Raw genomic sequence first — 15,029 nt, 5'->3', positions numbered from 1 at the left:
CCCTCATGACTGTTCAGGACCCAACCCAGCAGGAGCCCCGTCTCGGCGTCGATGTCATCGGCTTCGGCGTGGGCGAGTTCGCCTACCTGCTCAACGTTTTCGAGGGCCCGGCCCGGGACCGTTCAGTCAGCGTCTTCCGTGCCGAGGAGATGATCGACGACGTCACCCTGTCCACAGCCGGCGCATCGTCACTGCTGGCACGGGACCTGGCCGCTGTTGACGACGACGGCGACCTGGGAGTGAAGGGCGTGGCGGCTGCCGTCGCCACTGCCTTGGGCAAGGCAACGCGGTGGACTGAGATCTCGCTCCTGACCGGCGAAGCCATGGACAACGTTGCGCTGCTGGAAGCGCCCGGGGTCTCCCTGATGCTGCAGCCACGGTTGCTGGGCACGTGGTTCGCCTTCGCCCAGGACCCATCCATCTCGTCGGCGCAAGCGACCCTGCGGCTGGTGCGGCAGCATGTCGAGCAGAACCAGGGCGGCTCGGCGTACCTCGTCTTCAAGACCCTGGCTTCGGAGCAGCACCTGCTGATCCGGCGTGAGGGGTCCTCCTGGACCACCGGCGTTCCGGATTTCGACAAGGACGCGGTGGCAGAATCCGCCGGACTGGACGACGCCGGACTGCTGGCCGCGATTGAGGATGCCCGTGGCGAGGCGTAGTCGGGACGTTCCGCAGGACCCGGCCTACATACCGGCTGGCCCTGCTGACGGACGGCTGATCCACCGGCGGGCAGAGAACGGCGAAATTGTGGGCTACACGCCTGCCGAATATGGCGTGCGCAAAGACGGCCGCCGCAGCCTGGTCAAGCCCGTCAACAGCTCGGGCGGGCTGCTCTTTCTCGCCATCCTCCTCACCGCCTGCCTCGGAGGCCTTGTTTATGGCGTGGTGCAGGCGGCGCTCACCGACCAGTGGCACATTCTCGGCGAAGTGTGGTGGGTTTTCCCGGCCTGCCTCTTTCCTTTCCTGGCCGCTTGGGCGAGCTATCTCAAGGAACGCAAGGCGGAGAAACTGCGCAAAGCCCGCAATCTCCCGCGGCCGGTCGACTAAGATCCTTGGCTGCGCTGCCTCCGCGGCAGTGACGTAACCGACTGCAGCCCACCAAATCCAAAGATAAACTGGCTAGATGACTACAGCAGCTACCCCCTCCGTCGGCCTGGTCGGATGGCGCGGCATGGTCGGCTCCGTCCTGATGCAGCGCATGCAGGAAGAGGGCGACTTCGCCAACATCAACCCGGTCTTTTTCTCCACCTCCAATGCGGGAGGTGCCGCTCCCTCCTTCGCTGACGGGGCCGGCAAGCTTGAGGACGCGTTCGACGTCGAGACATTGGCTAAGCTGCCGATTATTGTCACCGCCCAGGGCGGCGACTACACCAAGCAGGTCCATGGCGAGCTGCGCAGCCGGGGCTGGGACGGCCTCTGGATCGACGCCGCTTCCACCCTCCGCATGAACGATGACTCCATCATCGTCCTGGATCCGATCAACCGCGACGTCATTGACAAGGGCATCGCCAACGGCGTCAAGGACTTCATCGGCGGCAACTGCACCGTCTCCTGCATGCTCATGGGTCTCGGCGGCCTCTTCAAGAACGGCCTCGTCGAGTGGGGCACGTCCATGACCTACCAGGCTGCCTCCGGCGGCGGCGCCCGGCACATGCGCGAGCTGCTCAGCCAGTTCGGTACCCTCAACGCCGAGGTCAGCACGGAACTGAACGACCCGGCGTCGGCCATTCTGGACATCGACCGCAAGGTGCTGGCCCACCAGCGCACCGATGTCGACGCCACCCAGTTCGGCGTGCCGCTGGCCGGCTCCCTCATCCCCTGGATCGACGCCGACCTCGGCAACGGCCAGTCCAAGGAAGAGTGGAAGGCCGGCGTGGAGACCAACAAGATCCTGGGCACCTCGGATGAGAACCACGTGATCATGGATGGCCTGTGCGTGCGGATTGGCGCCATGCGCTCCCACTCGCAGGCGCTGACCCTGAAGCTGCGCGAGGACCTCTCCGTCGCCGAGATCGAGAAGCTGCTCGACGAGGACAACGAATGGGCCAAGGTGGTGCCCAACACCAAGGAAGCTTCGATGGCCGATCTGACTCCCGTCGCAGCGTCGGGCACCCTGACCATTCCGGTGGGACGCATCCGCAAGCTTGAAATGGGTCCGCAGTACATCAGCGCCTTCACCGTCGGCGACCAGCTCCTGTGGGGCGCCGCCGAGCCGCTGCGCCGCATGCTCAACATCGCCACCGGCACGCTGTAACCAGCAGCCTTTCCCTAACCGGCCCTGCCCCGCACAGCAGGCCCGCCCTCTGTTTCAAGGGCAGGCCGCTCATGCGGAGCGGGGCCGGTTTTGTGTCTGCGCCCTGGTGCGAGCAACCCTTCCTCACCTCCCGGCGGGTCAGGGCCAACCCTTCCGCAAAAGGTTGCTTCTGGTGTTCCACCCATGGCCGCAGGAATGAGGAAGGGTCGCAGGAAAGGCGACCAAACCTGAGGAAGCGTCGGGATGGCCGTGCAGGGGTCAGGACGCGAGGAAGCCCTCGTACCGCTCCACTGCGCGGCGGAAGCCTGCCAGCGCCGTCGGGGTGAAGGGCTTAGTGGGGTCGAACGGAACGGGCACGACGGCGGTTGCCCGCCCACTCCCCTGCCTCGCCCAGGTGCCGATCACCTCGCCGCCGGCCACGATGGCTTTCTTGAACACCCCGTTGCCGCCCGGGACGATCTTTTGCGCGTGCTCGGGCGGCAGCACGATGCTGCGGTCCGTGTAGCCGAGGACGAACTCGTCGAACCCCGGCAGCGCAAGAAGCGTGCGCTGCCCCGGCACGCCCGCGTCCAGCAAGGAGGCGGTCTCGGGTGACATCCAGTACTGGGTTCCCTCATGCTCCAGTTCCATCAGCCCGCCACTGACCGCAGGCAGGGCCCGCCGCACCTCGGTCAGCGGAATGCTGGACCACCAGGCGAAGTCGCGCAGGGTGGCGGGTCCGTGGCGGCGCAGGTACCTCAGGAGCAGCTCGGCGATGCCCTCTTCCCGGCCGAGGTAACGGGAGGACGTGATCCAGTGGTCAAACCCAACGAACTTTTGCTGATTGCCGTCCAGCGGACCGGGCACCAGTACGGCGTTCTGGCACAGCATCCACAGCAGGTGGACCCCGCGCTGAGCCTTGGTGGCCTGCCCGGCCGCCTCGAAGGCCCTAAACAGCTCCTCGCGGCTGGCGGCCCGGCCACCGTCCACCAGGCCAAGCGCTGCCTCCCGGCACACCTCCACGTCGCGGCCGATGATTTCCAGTTGCCGGTGCCGGCCGGCCGTGCTCTGCACCATCCGGGCAGTGGTGATGTTCAGGATCCAGCGGAGGTCCTCGGGAGCCAGTAAGTGCAGTGTGCCCCGCATCGGCCACGACCGGATGACGGACCCGTCATCCAGGGCCCGGCGGACGTCGCTGAGGCCCGCACCGGGAACGCGGACACCTACAGCCCACAGCGCCGACTGAAGGTCCTGGGCCTGCATCGCGGTCATCGCACGGACGGCCTCCGGCAGGCCGTCGAACCCGGATCCCAGCAGCCCCTGCGACGCCAGCCTCAGCCGGCCCATCACCTTGGTTGAAACCCGGGTCTTCACCGCCGCCATGTGCCCATCCTAGGGCGCCCGGCAGCAGGGCAGAACCGGAAAAACAGCAGTACTAGAGCGTGAGTCCGATCAGCAGCGGTTCGGGGTGCAGCTCAATCCCGAAACGCCCGACGACGCCGGCACGCACCTCGCGCGCGATCGCCACCATATCGGCCGCACGGGCAGAGCCGCGGTTGGTGATGGCCAGCGTGTGCTTCGTGGACAGCGACGCCCGGCCGCCGGAGACACTCCCGTCCTCCAGCCCGAAGCCCTTGCCGAAGCCGGCGTGGTCAATCAGCCAGGCCGCGGACAGTTTGACCTGGCCGTCGGAGCCGCCCGGGTACCTGGGCGCGGATTCCGGAAGACCCGCCGCCACTTCCTCAGCGACGATCGGATTCGTGAAGAACGAGCCCGTGGAGTAGGTGTCGCGGTCGGCGGGGTCCAGCACCATTCCCTTGGACGCGCGCAGCCGCAGGACCTCCCTGCGCACGTCGTTCGAGTAGGCGCGCTGCCCCTGCTCCACACCGAGGACCCGCGCCAGCTCGGCGTACCGAATGGGTGCGCTCATGCGGCCCAACGGCAGCTGGAATTCGACCGTCAGCACCACGTAGCGCGGTGAGCCGTTGACGGTGGTCTGCTTGAGGATCGAATCCCGGTACCCGAACTTCAGCTCGGAGTTCGTGAAGGTCCTCACGGCGCTGCGCTCCCGGTCCCACGTGCGGACCGCGGCGATGGTCTGCGAGACGTCCGAGCCGTAGGCGCCGACGTTCTGCACGGGGGTGGCTCCGGTGGCACCGGGGATCCCGGACAGGGCCTCGATGCCGGACCAGGCGTGGAGCACGGCGTGTTCCACCAGCGCGTCCCAGTTGTGCCCGGCCTGGACCAATACGGATACGCCCCCGCAGGAGTCCTCGGCGTTGACGGTGAACCCCTCCGAGGCGATCTTCAGGACGGTTCCGGGGAACCCGTCGTCGGAAATCAGGAGGTTGGAGCCCCCGCCGATGATCAGCAGCTGCTCCCCGGCCGCGTCCGCGGCGCGCACCGCCTCGATGATCTCGGCCTCGGTGCGGGCCTCGACGTAGTTGGCGGCGGGACCGCCGACGGCGGCGGTGGTCAGCTCGGAAAGCATTGGAGGGGTCACCCATCCACCCTAGCGAAAGTAAGCAACTCTCCCTAAGTCGGGGTCACGCCAGCCGGACGAGGGCCTGGGCCTTCATGAGGACCTTCTGGCCGTCGAACACGACGGAGAGGTCCACGCGCGCGGTCCGCGATTCGGCATCCAGCGCTCCGACAGCTCCGCTGACGTCGATGACGGCGCCGGCGGCGCCGGTTCCCGTGGTGTCCGTGACCAGCACCGGCTTGGTGAAGCGGGTCTGGTAGTCGACGACGGCGGCCGGGTCACCGGCCCAGTCGCTGACCAGCTGCACGGCGGCCCCCATGGTGAACATGCCGTGGGCGATGACGCCGGGCAGCTCGACGCCCGTGGCGAAGGCCTCGTTCCAGTGAATGGGGTTGAAGTCGCCCGAGGCGCCTGCGTACTTGACCAGGTCCTGCCGGGTCACCTCGATGCTGCGGCTGCCGATCTCCTGGCCGACACTGAGTTCTTCGAATGTGGGGCTCATGGCTACTGTCCCTCTCCGCGGACCAGGATGGATGACTTGGTGGTGGAAACCGGCTCGCGCCCGTCCCCGTCCGTCAGGGCGAAAATCTCGCTGCGCGTGGTGATCATCGCGCCGCCGCCCATGGCGCGGACGCCGTCAACGTGCAGTTCGGCCACGAGCCGGTCCCCCGCAAAGATGGGGCGGTGGTGGGTGAAGCGCTGGTCGGCGTGGACGACGCGGGAGAAGTCGATGCCGGCCTCCGGATCCTCGATCAGCTGGGCGTCGGCGCGCTGGGCGATGATGATCGCAAACGTGGGCGGTGCCACCAGGTCGGGATGGCCCAGGCCCTGTGCGGCGTCAACATCGAAGTGGGCGGGGTGGGTGGCCTTGACGGCGCGGGCGAACTCGCGGATTTTCTCGCGGCCGACGTCGTACACCTCTGCGGCAGGGTAGCTGCGCCCCTGCAGGTCCGGATTGATAGTCATGGGTTCAAGCCTATCGGGGCCGGCGTAGGGGCCGGATTCGTGTCGTTATTTCCGGATGTTCTTCCGGACACTTTGACCGCGGACCACCAGACCGACGATGTGCAGCACCAGCCCCAGTCCGATGACGGGCAACGCGGCGGTCATGAGGCCCGGGTTGCCGGTGGCGTTACCCGCCACCGTGAGGATGAGCCCGACGGCGATGAGACCCATCGCGGTGAAGACCAGGATTTTGTAGGACGTGGGTGCGGTGACCCAGAATTCGTGCAGCACCGGTCCAGTTTACCCAGTCGCGACTGCACGCCCCGGAAATGAACCCTCAGAAAAGGGCTTCCTGGACCGCCGGCACCTCCGAGCTGTACTCCCCCGGTTCCACCAGCCGTCCCTTGAGCAGCCCGAGGTTCACCACGAAGTCCAGCCCGGTCCCGTCCAGGCCGGCCAGCCCGTAGCTGCCGCAGAGGGCCGCGAGGGTAAAGCCGTGGCTGCCGCCGTCCATTCCGTGCGGGTATGCGTGCCGGGCAGCGGCCGTGCATAGCGGCGCGGCCTGCGCCGGGCGGATCCACTGCTCATCCACAGGGGCGAAACCTCCGACGGCGGTGCTGGCCAGCAGGGTGCGGACGTCTTCCGCCCGGCGGCGGTTCAGGAGGTTAAGCTCGACGCCGGGACGCGGGTCCGTCAGGGCTGCGGCCTTGGCCGCGCCGCGCACCTGCTGGGAAAGCCCCAGTCCGCTCGTGGCCAGGTCCTCGAGGATGCGGACGACCCGTCCGTCCTCCGCCAGGGCCACGTAACGGGCAACGACGGCACCCTGCTCCGCCAGCCGGTTCCATTTGCGCGGCTGGGAAGCTGTGCCGATTTTGCTGGCACCGTTGGCGAACGTGGCCACATAGAGCCAGTGCGGCTGCATCAGGTAGTCCCGCAGGCCGGCCGGGACCCGTCCGCCGCGGTGGAAGTCGTGGATCAGCCGGGTATCGTCTGCCAGCCGGCAGGTGCCGCACTGGCTGCCGTGGACCGCGGGGCCACTGTCCGGGCAGGAAACGTGCCGGCGCTCGGCCGCGGAGAAAACCCTGGTGTGGCCCAGGCAGTGCTTGACCCGGTCCGTCACCCGGAACCCGAGGCGGGTGCCGGCGTCGAGCGCCGTCTCACTGAACGCCCCGGAAAGGTGCTGGAGGCGCAAAACCGGCCGGCCGCCGTCGGACGTTGTGGATATGGCCGGTGGCCCATCCCAAAAGACCCCGTGCACCAGATAGCGGGTATCGGTCACGGGGTCTCCTGGTAGTGCTGCTGCCGGTTACGGCGCGGGGTTCACGCCAAACGCCACCGCGAGCTTCATGATCTTCTCTGCGCGGCCGAGACGGGGCAGGTCGGAGCCGTCGCGGATGACGCGGCCGTTGGCCTCGAAGTCGGACATGAAGTCGGTGGCCCAGGCAACATCCGACGGCGTGGGGCTGATGACCTCGTTGATGACGCTGGTCTGGTCGATGGCCAGGCAGAGCTTGCCGGTCATGCCCATCATCACGGTGACGCCGGTCTGCTCGCGCAGGATGGGGTGGTTGGTGCCGACGGTGGGTCCATCGATGGGGCCCGGCAGGTTGCCGACGCGGCTGGCGACGACGAGCTTGGCGCGCGGGTAGGCCATGGCCTCCTGCGTGTTGGCCATGCCGGTGTCGCGGCGGAAGTCGCCCGAGCCGAAGGCCAGGCGGAAGGCGCCCTGGGCCTTGGCGATGTTGTTGGCCTCTTCGATGCCGAGCGCGGATTCGACCAGCGGGATGACCGGGGTCTTGCCGTCCATGCGGTGGAAGGACTCGGTCACCTGGTCGGCCGACTCGGTCTTGGCCAGCATGACGCCGAGCAGGCCGGGTGTGCCGCGCAGGCCGGCGAGGTCCTCGGCCCAGAACTTGCTGGTGGCGTCGTTGATCCGGACCCAGGCCTGGCCGCCCCCGGACAGCCAGTTCACGACGTTCTCGCGGGCGACGTCCTTCTGCGAGGGGTCCACGGCGTCTTCGATGTCCAGGATGATCGAGTCCGCGCGGGACACGGCGGACTGATCGAAAAGCTCGGTTTTCATTGCGTTGACGAGCAGCCACGACCGGGCGATCTCGGCGGGGATGTTGCGTTCTTGCCGGGTGATCTCGGCGGTGGAAGTAGACGTCATGGATCTACCGTATCGGGCGCGCGCCCGTATGCGCGACGCAGACCGGTTCCGCCAGGCGACCAATACGAACAAAAAGCGGAAGTCTAGCGCCTCGCGGACGGATCCGCGCTGCCATCCGTCATGGGGTTTCACCGGCCTCAACGGGGCGCCTCATGACGCGCTGTTGCACCGTATTTCCGCGGATTTCCAACGGTTTCCCGGCGTGACCCGGTCACTTTTCTGCGCCGTCCGGGTGCGCTTACATCGATCCATCGGCCATTGCAGCGGCCGGCAAGAACCTGGCTCACCAGCCAAATCGATCCCTGTAAGGAACCCCAATGAAACGACACCTGACCATCCTGAGTGCTGCGGCCGCCGTCGTCATCGCCCTGACGGTGTCCGGCTGCGGCGGGAGCGCCGCCGGCGATGAGGCAGGCGCCGCCGGGGCTTCCGGCGCCAACGAAGTCAAGGAGCTCCGCTACCAGGGCTGGGCCAACAGCGTCACCCTTCCCGAGCTGGCCCAGGACCTCGGTTACCTGGGCGACGTCAAGCTGAACTGGGTGGGCAACACCATCAGCGGACCGCAGGACATCCAGTCGGCCGCGACCGGCCAGACGGACTTCGGGGGCGCGTTCGCCGGCGCCGTGGTGAAGCTCAAGGAGGCCGGCGCCCCGGTGAAGGCCGTCATCAACTACTACGGCGAGGACAGCAAGACCTTCAACGGCTTCTACGTAAAGGAAGGCAGCCCGATCAAGACCGCCCGGGACTTCATCGGCAAGAAGATCGCCGTGAACACCCTTGGCGCGCATTCAGAGGCCGTCATCAACACCTACCTCCGCAAGAACGGCCTGAGCTCCGAGGAGATCAAGCAGGTCCAGCTCGTGGTGGTACCGCCGAACGACACGGAGGAGGCCATCCGCCGCGGCCAGGTGGACGCGGGCTCCCTGGGCGGCATCCTGCAGGACAAGGCCGTCGCCAACGGCGGGCTGCGCTCCATCTTCAGCGACTACGAGCTGCTGGGCACCTTTGCCGGCGGGCCCTACGTCTTCCGCGAAGACTTCCTGGCCAAGAACCCCAACACGGTCCGGACCTTCACCACCGGCGTGGCTAAAGCCATCGAGTGGGAGCGGTCCACGCCCCGCAAGGAGGTCATCGCCCGGCTCACCAAGATCCTCAACGAGCGCGGCCGCAACGAGAACCCTGCCGCCCTGCAGTACTGGAAGAGCGTCGGCGTCCCAGCCAAGGGCGAGATCAAGGACGAGGACTTCACCCGCTGGGAGGAGTACCTGAAGTCCGCCGGCATCATCAGGTCCGACCTGGACGCCAAGAGCCTGTACACCAACGAGTTCAACGGACTCTTGACCGATACCAAGTAAACCAAGTGACCGCCCGATCCAAAGTAACTACAGCACGAAGTGAGGAAAGAACGATGACTGCCATTACCGGAACAAAGCTCGAATTCTCCAAGCTGGGCTCCCGCATCGGCGCCGAGATCCGAGGCCTGGACCTCAGCGGAGACCTGTCTGCGGAGACCGTGGCACAGATCCGTGCGGCCCTCAACGAGCACAAGGCCCTCGTGTTCCGTGAAGCCAACATCCTCTCGGACGAGGCCCAGGTGAAGTTCGCCAGCCACTTCGGCCCGCTCACCAAGGCCCACCCCACCGTGGCGTCCGTTGAGGGTGAGGAGAACGTCCTGCCGGTGGACAGCGAGAACGGGTCCGCCAACAACTGGCACACCGATGTCACGTTCGTGGTCAACCCGCCGCAGGCATCCACCCTGCGCAGCATCGACCTGCCGGCCTACGGCGGCGAGACCCTGATCGCCTCCTCCGCCGGCGCCTACCAGGACCTGCCGGACGAGCTCCGCAACTTCGCCGACACCCTGTGGGCTATCCACACCAACGACTACGACTACTCCGTGCCCAAGAACCTGGAGCACGCCAACGCCGAGGAGCGCCGCAAGGAGTTCACGCGGCTCAAGTTTGAGACCGCCCACCCCGTGGTGCGCGTCCACCCGCTGACCGGCGAGCGCGGACTGTTCATTGGGGGCTTCGCGCAGCGCCTGCGGATTGTGGGCCTGTCCAACACCGAATCCAAGGACATCCTCCGGCTGCTCCAGGCCTACGTCACCCGGCCGGAAAACGTGCTCCGCGTGAACTGGGAGCCCAACCAGCTGGTGCTGTTCGACAACCGGATCACGCAGCACTACGCGCCGGACAACTACGACGGCCAGCCCCGCAAGCTCAACCGCGTCACCATCGCCGGGGACATTCCGGTGGGCGTGGACGGCAAGCAGAGCCAGGCCCTGACGGGCGATGCCTCCACGTATTCGGAGATCGCCCCGCTGTAGGGTTGTTCTGCCCAAACTGGGTCGCAGTTGTTGTCGTTTTGAACGTTCATAACGACAACAACTGCGACCCAGTTGGGTTTAAGGGATGTTGCTCCCCCGGGCCGTGGTCCAGAGCCGGTACCACTCCTCGCGTGTCATGGTCTGCGCCACGCGGGAGGCGCCGGCGCAGGCCCGGATCCGGTCCGGGTTGGCCGTGCCGATCACCGGCGCGATGCCTGCGGGATGCTTCATCAGCCATCCCAGCAGCACGGCCTCACGGGTGGTTTCCCGCTCCCGCGCCATGTCGGAGAGCAGCTGCGCCGTGGCCGACTCCGCAAGCGTGGGCCGCTCGGGCGGGTTGCCGGTGTAGTGGCCGCGGGCCAGGGCGCCATAGGCCTGCAGCGTGATCCCCTGCCGGGCACAGTATTCCAGGGTGCCGTGTGGAAAGCTGTAGTCCGCGGCGCCCGGGTGGTTGACCAGCACGGTGCTCTCCAGCCAGTCCCGCTTGAGCAGGCTCAGTTCGAGCTGGTTGGCCACCACCGGTGTTTCCAGGCTGTCCTGCAGGAACTCGATCTGCGCCGCGGACATGTTGGACACGCCGAGCGCGCGCACCTTGCCCTCCGCCATCAGCTTCCCGACGGCGGCGGCCACCTCCGCGGGGTCCATGAGGGGATCCGGGCGGTGGAGCAGGAGGATGTCCACGTAGTCGGTGCGGAGCCGTTCAAGGCTGCCGTTCACGCGCTCGATGATGGCGTCCGCACTCAGGTCGTAGTGGGTTTCCAGCCCCCGCTCGTTCAGCCGGATCCCGCATTTGGTCTGCAGCTGGATGCGCTCACGCAGCCCGCTGGTGCCGGCCAGCACCTCGCCGAACACGGCCTCGGCCTTTCCGTTCCGGTAGATGTCGGCGTGGTCGAACAGGGTGACGCCGATGTCCAGCGCGGCTTCCACGGCCGCTGCTGCATTCTCGACGTCGGTGATCTCGTGCGGTTCAGGGGACCAGTCCCCGCCCAGGCCCATGCAGCCGTAGAGAAGCCGGCCGTTCGCGACGGCAGTTTGTTCAGTCATGGCATCACTCTTTCACTTGTTGCCGGCTGCGCCCAGAGGGCATCCCGGAGACCGTCCCCGGCCGGGTGGTTAAACGGAACGCTGGCGGGCCCCGGTCACGAGTTCCGGGAGCCCGCCAGCGGCGTGTTAGTCAGCCGGCCGTCAGCGCAGCCAGGCCGTGGTGTTGGCCGCCAGCTTGCCGCCCTCCAGCGGTCCGCTGCTCACCAGCACGGTGCCTGCGGGCAGGTCGACGGCGGTGTCCCCGAAGTTGGTGACGGACTCCCAGCCGCCGGGGCGGCTGAAGTGCAGGACGTCCGGGTTTCCGGCGTCGATCCATTCCAGCTCCTCGGCCGCCTGCAGCTCGCGGCGGAGCTTCAGGGCGGTGCGGTAAAGCTCAAGCGTGGAGCCCTGGGTGCCGTCCTGCGCCTCGACGGCATAGCCGCTGAACCAGTCCGGCTGCGGCAGGTGCGCTCCGCCGTCGCCGAAGCCGAAGGACGTGCCCTCGACGGACCACGGCAGCGGCACGCGGCAGCCGTCGCGGCCCACTTCCACTCCCCTGTTGCGGAAGAACGACGGGTCCTGTCGCTCGGATTCCGGGATGTCCGCCACTTCCTGCAGGCCCAGTTCCTCGCCCTGGTACAGGTACGCGGAACCGGGAAGTGCGAACATGAGGAGGCTGGCGGCGCGGGCACGGCGCTGGCCGAGTTCGACGTCGAGTTCTTCCCTGGGACCACCGGCCAGCAGCCATGCCTTGCCGTCCTGGCCCTTGGCGTGCTTGCCCTTGGAGCCCTTGGGCAGGCCGTAGCGGGTGGCGTGCCGGACGACGTCGTGGTTGGAGAACACCCAGGTGGAGGACGCCCCGGTGGCGGCCGCCTCGGCCAGGTTGCGGGTGATGATCTCGTGGAACTCCTCGGCGTCGAAGTCCGCCTGCAGGAGGTCGAAGTTGAACGCCTGGCCCAGGCCCTCGGGGCTGGCGTAGCGGGCGCGGCGGGTGGCGTGCACCCAGGCCTCGGCGACGGCGGTGCGCGGCGGGTTGTACTCGTTGAACACTTCGCGCCACTCGGCGTAGACCTCATGCACCTCGTCGCGGTCCCAGAAGGGGTGCGACCCGTCGGCGAAACCGTCCGTGCCGGTGTTGGCGGCGCTCAGCTCCAGCTTGGAGAGCAGCGGCTCGGTGAGGTCCTTGGTGAGCGCGTGCGCCACGTCAACGCGGAAGCCGTCCACGCCGCGGTCGGACCAGAAGCGCAGGGTCTTGAGGAAGTCGTCGCGGATTTCCCGGTTGGCCCAGTTCAGGTCCGGCTGCTCCTTCGCGAAGATGTGCATGTACCACTGGCCGGGGGTGCCGTCCGGTTCGGTGATGCGCTCCCATGCGGAACCGCCGAAGACGGAGTCCCAGTCCGACGGCGGGAACTCCCCGTTGGGGCCCTTGCCGTCCCGGAAAATGTAGCGGTCCCGGGCCGGGGAGCCCTTCGGGGACGCGAGGGCTTCCTTGAACCATTCGTGCCGGTCCGAGGAGTGGTTCGGGACGATGTCCGCGATCAGCTTGATACCGGCGGCGTGCAGGGCGGCGGCCATCTCGTCGAAGTCCTCAAGGGTGCCGAGCTTCGGGTCCACGTTGCGGTAGTCGTCCACGTCGTAGCCGCCGTCGGCGAGCGCCGAAGGGTAGAAGGGGCTGAGCCAGACGGCGTCGATTCCGAGCTCCTTCAGGTACGGGACCTTGGCCGTGATGCCCTTGATGTCGCCCAGGCCGTCACCGTTGGAGTCGGAGAAGCTGCGGGGGTAGATCTGGTAGACGGACGCCTGGCGCCACCAGTTCGGATCGGCCAAACGGTCGGAATCAGACAGGGTTGCCAGCGTGGCGGTGGTGGACAAGGGATGATCCTTTTCTTGTGGTTGGGGTTGTTGCTGGACTGGTTTTGATGGGTCTACTTGACGGCCCCGCGCATTACTCCGGACAGTACCCAGCGCTGGGCCAGGATGTAAACCACCAGGGTGGGTGCCATGGCCATCAGGTAGGACGCGAATGCGAGGCTGTAGTTGGTGTTGAACTCCCCCTGGAAGAGCATCTGCACCACGGGGAGGGTCTGCAGGGACGGGTCGGCGATCATCATCTGCGGCAGCAGGAAGTCGTTCCAGGAGCCGAGGAAGGCGAAGATGCCCACGGTGGCGTTCATGGGTGCCAGCAGCGGGAAGATGATCTTGCGGAACACCTGCCAGGTGGTGGCGCCGTCGAGCCGGGCTGATTCCTCGAGCTCCACCGGGATGGAGCGGACGAAGGCGATATACAGCAGGGTGTTGAAGGAGATGCCGCCCAGCACGTGCAGGAACACCACGCCGCCGGGGTTGTCCAGGCCGAGCAGTGCCGTCTGCTTGATCAGGGGCAGGATGATCACCGGGAACGGGATGAACATGGCCGAGAGCAGGTACACGAAGGAGCCGCGGAAGAATTTCCGGTTCCAGTTCCTGGCGATGGCGTAGGCCACGAGCGAGCTGCAGGCCAGCGACCCGAGGACGCTCAGCACGGTGACGAACGCCGTCGACATGAATGCCCGCGGGAAGTTCGTGGCCTCGTAGGCGGCGCCGAAGTTTTCCCAGTTCATGGGGCTGGGCCATGCCAGGCCGGTGCCTCCGATCTGGTCCGGGGACTTCAGTGCCATGGCCACGGTGAAGTAGAGCGGGAGCAGCACGGTCAGGGAGGCTACGAGCATGAGCGCGGTGAGCCACCAGTTGACCTTGTAGCCCTCGCGGCCGGAACGGCCCTTCCGGCGGAGCGGGCTGGCTGAACGGCCTGGATTGCCTGTGCGGCCGGCGATTTTTGAACTGCCGGCGTCGTTTGAACTGCCTGGGCGGCGGGCGGTCAGTGGAGAAGCTGTCATTAGAGTGAAACCCCCCGGCGCTGGATGAGGCGCAGCTGGATGACGGAGATCAGCAGGGTGATCAGGAAGTAGATGACCGCGTTGGCCATCTGGTAGGAGTAGTCCCCGCCGGTGAAGCCGGAGAAGATGCGCATGGCCACGGACTGGGTGGCCATGCCGGGTCCGCCGCCGGTGAGGCCCACGATAATTTCGTAGGTGCCCAGGAATCCCTTGAAGCCAAGGATCACGTTGATGACCAGGTATCCGAGGATGAGCGGCAGCGTCAGGCTCACGAACTGCCGGAAGCTGCCGGCGCCGTCGAGATCTGCGGCTTCGTAGACCTCGGACGGGACGCTCTGCAGCCCGGCCAGGTAGATGATGGTGGCGCCGGGAGCCGCCTGCCAGACCGTGACCAGCACAATGGCCAGCCAGGCGAGGTTCTCGTTGGCCAGGATGCTGGTGGCCAGCGGTGTCACGCCGAAGCGGTCCGCCAGCACGGGCAGGGTGTTGGAGAACAGGTAGTTGAACACGAAGGACACCACCAGCGCCGAGAGCACCATGGGGATGAAGAAGACGGTGCGGATGCCGGTGCGCCACTTGATTTTGGCGTTCAGGCCCAGGGCGATCGCGAGGGCCACGATGTTGACCACCACGGTGGTGGTCAGGGCGAAGACGAACGTGAAGATGTAGGACTGCAGGATGGCCGGGTCACGGAAGATATTGACGTAGTTGGACAGTCCGATGAACTTCCAGTCACCGTAGCCGGCGTAGTTCGTGAGGCTGAAGAACACGCCCACGAGGGCCGGCAGGGTGATGAAGAAGGCGAACAGTGCCAGGACCGGCACCACCATCCAGTAGTAGGCGGGGTCGATGCGGCCCTTGGCGCGGGCGGCCGGGGATTTCGAGGCTCTTGGGCCTGCGGCCGCGGCGGCGGATGGGGCTGTCTGCGGCAGCTCTGAGGTTGTAGTCATTGGGGGCTCCTGGATTCGGGC

Annotated in this window: 16 protein-coding genes; 5 read left to right on the top strand and 11 right to left on the bottom strand. The window is 66.9% G+C overall.

Annotated features, from left to right (window positions below):
- The first annotated feature begins 5 nt into the window (after nt 1–5).
- The 3 genes from BWQ92_RS16300 to asd all read left to right on the top strand — a co-directional run bounded on the left by BWQ92_RS16300 (nt 6) and on the right by asd (nt 2,254).
- Nucleotides 6–659, top strand: coding sequence for a hypothetical protein (locus BWQ92_RS16300; protein ID WP_076801148.1), 654 nt, complete (start codon nt 6–8; stop codon nt 657–659).
- Nucleotides 646–1,047, top strand: coding sequence for a hypothetical protein (locus BWQ92_RS16295; protein WP_157365181.1), 402 nt, complete (start codon nt 646–648; stop codon nt 1,045–1,047). Before BWQ92_RS16300 ends, BWQ92_RS16295 begins: the two co-directional genes overlap by 14 nt.
- Nucleotides 1,048–1,123: 76 nt before the next feature.
- Nucleotides 1,124–2,254, top strand: a complete 1,131-nt coding sequence (gene asd / locus BWQ92_RS16290; protein WP_076801144.1) for an aspartate-semialdehyde dehydrogenase — start codon at nt 1,124–1,126, stop codon at nt 2,252–2,254.
- A 258-nt stretch (nt 2,255–2,512) separates the two neighbouring features.
- Here the strand turns inward: asd and BWQ92_RS16285 are convergent, their stop codons facing one another.
- Genes BWQ92_RS16285 through BWQ92_RS16255 form a run of 7 tightly spaced genes read right to left on the bottom strand, consistent with a single transcriptional unit; the run spans nt 2,513 to nt 7,830 of the window.
- Nucleotides 2,513–3,616, bottom strand: coding sequence for a winged helix DNA-binding domain-containing protein (locus tag BWQ92_RS16285; RefSeq protein WP_076801142.1), 1,104 nt, complete (start codon nt 3,614–3,616; stop codon nt 2,513–2,515).
- Between the two features lie 52 nt (nt 3,617–3,668).
- A complete protein-coding gene (locus BWQ92_RS16280) occupies nt 3,669–4,736 on the bottom strand; it encodes a UDP-N-acetylmuramate dehydrogenase (RefSeq protein ID WP_076801140.1) in 1,068 nt (355 codons plus the stop codon).
- 43 nt (nt 4,737–4,779) lie between these two features.
- The gene (locus BWQ92_RS16275; protein WP_076801138.1) at nt 4,780–5,217 is read right to left on the bottom strand and encodes a MaoC family dehydratase; all 438 of its coding nucleotides are present in this window, start codon (nt 5,215–5,217) and stop codon (nt 4,780–4,782) included.
- Nucleotides 5,218–5,219: 2 nt separating this feature from the next.
- Complete coding sequence (locus tag BWQ92_RS16270; RefSeq protein WP_003803911.1) at nt 5,220–5,681, bottom strand: FAS1-like dehydratase domain-containing protein; 462 nt, start codon at nt 5,679–5,681, stop codon at nt 5,220–5,222.
- A gap of 45 nt (nt 5,682–5,726) precedes the next feature.
- Nucleotides 5,727–5,951, bottom strand: coding sequence for a DUF3188 domain-containing protein (locus tag BWQ92_RS16265; RefSeq protein WP_076801136.1), 225 nt, complete (start codon nt 5,949–5,951; stop codon nt 5,727–5,729).
- A 46-nt stretch (nt 5,952–5,997) separates the two neighbouring features.
- Nucleotides 5,998–6,939: a DUF2797 domain-containing protein gene (locus BWQ92_RS16260; RefSeq protein ID WP_076801134.1), complete on the bottom strand. Its 942-nt coding sequence runs from the start codon at nt 6,937–6,939 to the stop codon at nt 5,998–6,000.
- Nucleotides 6,940–6,966: 27 nt separating this feature from the next.
- Nucleotides 6,967–7,830: an HpcH/HpaI aldolase/citrate lyase family protein gene (locus tag BWQ92_RS16255; RefSeq protein ID WP_076801132.1), complete on the bottom strand. Its 864-nt coding sequence runs from the start codon at nt 7,828–7,830 to the stop codon at nt 6,967–6,969.
- A gap of 317 nt (nt 7,831–8,147) precedes the next feature.
- Here BWQ92_RS16255 and BWQ92_RS16250 point away from each other — a divergent pair, with 317 nt between their 5' ends.
- Nucleotides 8,148–9,185: an ABC transporter substrate-binding protein gene (locus tag BWQ92_RS16250; RefSeq protein WP_076801130.1), complete on the top strand. Its 1,038-nt coding sequence runs from the start codon at nt 8,148–8,150 to the stop codon at nt 9,183–9,185.
- A gap of 53 nt (nt 9,186–9,238) precedes the next feature.
- Nucleotides 9,239–10,159, top strand: a complete 921-nt coding sequence (locus BWQ92_RS16245) for a TauD/TfdA dioxygenase family protein (protein ID WP_076801128.1) — start codon at nt 9,239–9,241, stop codon at nt 10,157–10,159.
- Between the two features lie 78 nt (nt 10,160–10,237).
- Here BWQ92_RS16245 and BWQ92_RS16240 read toward each other — a convergent pair whose 3' ends face one another.
- The 4 genes from BWQ92_RS16240 to BWQ92_RS16225 all read right to left on the bottom strand — a co-directional run bounded on the left by BWQ92_RS16240 (nt 10,238) and on the right by BWQ92_RS16225 (nt 15,008).
- Entirely contained in the window at nt 10,238–11,203 is a 966-nt protein-coding gene (locus BWQ92_RS16240) for an aldo/keto reductase (RefSeq protein ID WP_076801126.1), read from the bottom strand.
- A 141-nt stretch (nt 11,204–11,344) separates the two neighbouring features.
- Nucleotides 11,345–13,054, bottom strand: a complete 1,710-nt coding sequence (locus BWQ92_RS16235; RefSeq protein WP_076801124.1) for a glycoside hydrolase family 13 protein — start codon at nt 13,052–13,054, stop codon at nt 11,345–11,347.
- Nucleotides 13,055–13,107: 53 nt separating this feature from the next.
- The gene (locus BWQ92_RS16230; RefSeq protein ID WP_236782983.1) at nt 13,108–14,058 is read right to left on the bottom strand and encodes a carbohydrate ABC transporter permease; all 951 of its coding nucleotides are present in this window, start codon (nt 14,056–14,058) and stop codon (nt 13,108–13,110) included.
- Nucleotides 14,058–15,008 carry a carbohydrate ABC transporter permease gene (locus BWQ92_RS16225; protein ID WP_076801122.1) on the bottom strand — a complete coding sequence of 317 codons (951 nt, stop codon included), beginning with the start codon at nt 15,006–15,008 and terminating at the stop codon, nt 14,058–14,060. Before BWQ92_RS16225 ends, BWQ92_RS16230 begins: the two co-directional genes overlap by 1 nt.
- Nucleotides 15,009–15,029: the final 21 nt, after the last annotated feature.

Origin of the sequence: Arthrobacter sp. QXT-31 (assembly GCF_001969265.1) — a bacterium.
Taxonomy (GTDB): domain Bacteria; phylum Actinomycetota; class Actinomycetes; order Actinomycetales; family Micrococcaceae; genus Arthrobacter.
Note: the sequence above shows the minus strand (reverse complement) of the source record. Positions and strands in the feature narration are given on the sequence as shown.

Excerpts from the sequence above, each read along its gene's own strand:
- BWQ92_RS16300 (WP_076801148.1), top strand. The coding sequence starts at position 6 with ATGACTGTTCAGGACCCAACCCAGCAGGAGCCCCGTCTCGGCGTCGAT.
- asd (WP_076801144.1), top strand. The coding sequence starts at position 1,124 with ATGACTACAGCAGCTACCCCCTCCGTCGGCCTGGTCGGATGGCGCGGC.
- BWQ92_RS16285 (WP_076801142.1), bottom strand. The coding sequence starts at position 3,616 with ATGGCGGCGGTGAAGACCCGGGTTTCAACCAAGGTGATGGGCCGGCTG.
- BWQ92_RS16275 (WP_076801138.1), bottom strand. The coding sequence starts at position 5,217 with ATGAGCCCCACATTCGAAGAACTCAGTGTCGGCCAGGAGATCGGCAGC.
- BWQ92_RS16270 (WP_003803911.1), bottom strand. The coding sequence starts at position 5,681 with ATGACTATCAATCCGGACCTGCAGGGGCGCAGCTACCCTGCCGCAGAG.
- BWQ92_RS16255 (WP_076801132.1), bottom strand. The coding sequence starts at position 7,830 with ATGACGTCTACTTCCACCGCCGAGATCACCCGGCAAGAACGCAACATC.
- BWQ92_RS16250 (WP_076801130.1), top strand. The coding sequence starts at position 8,148 with ATGAAACGACACCTGACCATCCTGAGTGCTGCGGCCGCCGTCGTCATC.
- BWQ92_RS16245 (WP_076801128.1), top strand. The coding sequence starts at position 9,239 with ATGACTGCCATTACCGGAACAAAGCTCGAATTCTCCAAGCTGGGCTCC.
- BWQ92_RS16240 (WP_076801126.1), bottom strand. The coding sequence starts at position 11,203 with ATGACTGAACAAACTGCCGTCGCGAACGGCCGGCTTCTCTACGGCTGC.
- BWQ92_RS16230 (WP_236782983.1), bottom strand. The coding sequence starts at position 14,058 with ATGACAGCTTCTCCACTGACCGCCCGCCGCCCAGGCAGTTCAAACGAC.
- BWQ92_RS16225 (WP_076801122.1), bottom strand. The coding sequence starts at position 15,008 with ATGACTACAACCTCAGAGCTGCCGCAGACAGCCCCATCCGCCGCCGCG.